This window comes from Rickettsia sp. TH2014 (genome assembly GCF_019249195.1).
Taxonomy (GTDB): domain Bacteria; phylum Pseudomonadota; class Alphaproteobacteria; order Rickettsiales; family Rickettsiaceae; genus Rickettsia; species Rickettsia felis.
The window spans coordinates 1-1,048 of sequence record NZ_MXAX01000041.1 but is presented as its reverse complement, the minus strand read 5'-3'; the positions used below and the strand labels follow the sequence as shown (position 1 = coordinate 1,048).

Below are 1,048 nucleotides of genomic sequence, written 5' to 3'. Positions count from 1 at the left end.
ATAATTTTTATAATGTCTGTAAGATTAAATCTTGACTTCTACAAATTAAGTTATGCTAAAATTCTTCATTCCCTAAAATATTGATAGTATCTTCATGGATTTCTTGAACATAATGTGAAATCTTAGCAATTTTATCCGGATGCCTTTCATTTTTGTAATAATAATTTCTTACTAATTCTGCTGAAGACGGATGAGTACATATTAAATCTAGGATTTCTGAATTTTTTACTCTTAAGATTGTTTCTATAAAAGACCAATAATCTATTTTAGTAGACGGATGATTAACTACTAATACTACTGATTCTTTATTTCCCGTGAGTATCGCTTCATAAAGATTTTCTGAAGTTATTTTAATATCTGGATATTGTAGTAGCTCCTTAAGCTCAGCAGTATCTTTATTAAATTGAATAGATTTTGTTACAGCTTTACTAAGAGTATCTTGAATTTGCTCAGGGCTTAAATTTTTAAATATTAGCCCCATTAATTCTGGTGAGCCAAATTTAGCAACTTCACTTACACTCATTCCAGTAAATTTATTTTGTAGATCCCATGCTCTTATTAATCCTTCTTGCACTAGGGTACTGGATCCTTGAGTATATTTGGCAGCTTTTTTTAAATATACAGCGTTTTTCCAATCACCGTTTTGTATTTCTAAGTTAACATAATATCCATGTAGGGATATTATATTTGGAGATTCAAATATCATTTTTACTATTTCTTCATCATGATTTTCAGCGATTTTTCTAATATCAATACCACTATTTATTAAATCTTGTGATGCGAAGGATATTTTTGATGCGAAAGGCAATAACAATTTTACTCTATCTACAAGATTATATTTAAGTGATGATATAAAATTATTCTTTAAAGTTTGTTCTAGCTGCATTTCTGATATTTCATCTTCTACATTTGATACTAGAAACTCAATGACATCTTTGTTGTTGTACTCAATAGCTATGTTAAGAATTTGTGCAGGATTATCGCTTATAGCATCTGGTCATGCCTCCATATTGCAGTGATGCCTATTAAAAAGCTATACGTTCAATAA

1 protein-coding gene is annotated in these 1,048 nt (G+C 29.0%); it reads right to left on the bottom strand.

Annotated features, from left to right (window positions below):
* Positions 1 to 55: 55 nt before the first annotated feature.
* The gene (locus KYQ89_RS00575; RefSeq protein WP_218459864.1) at positions 56 to 886 is read right to left on the bottom strand and encodes a hypothetical protein; all 831 of its coding nucleotides are present in this window, start codon (positions 884 to 886) and stop codon (positions 56 to 58) included.
* Between the last annotated feature and the right edge of the window lie 162 nt (positions 887 to 1,048).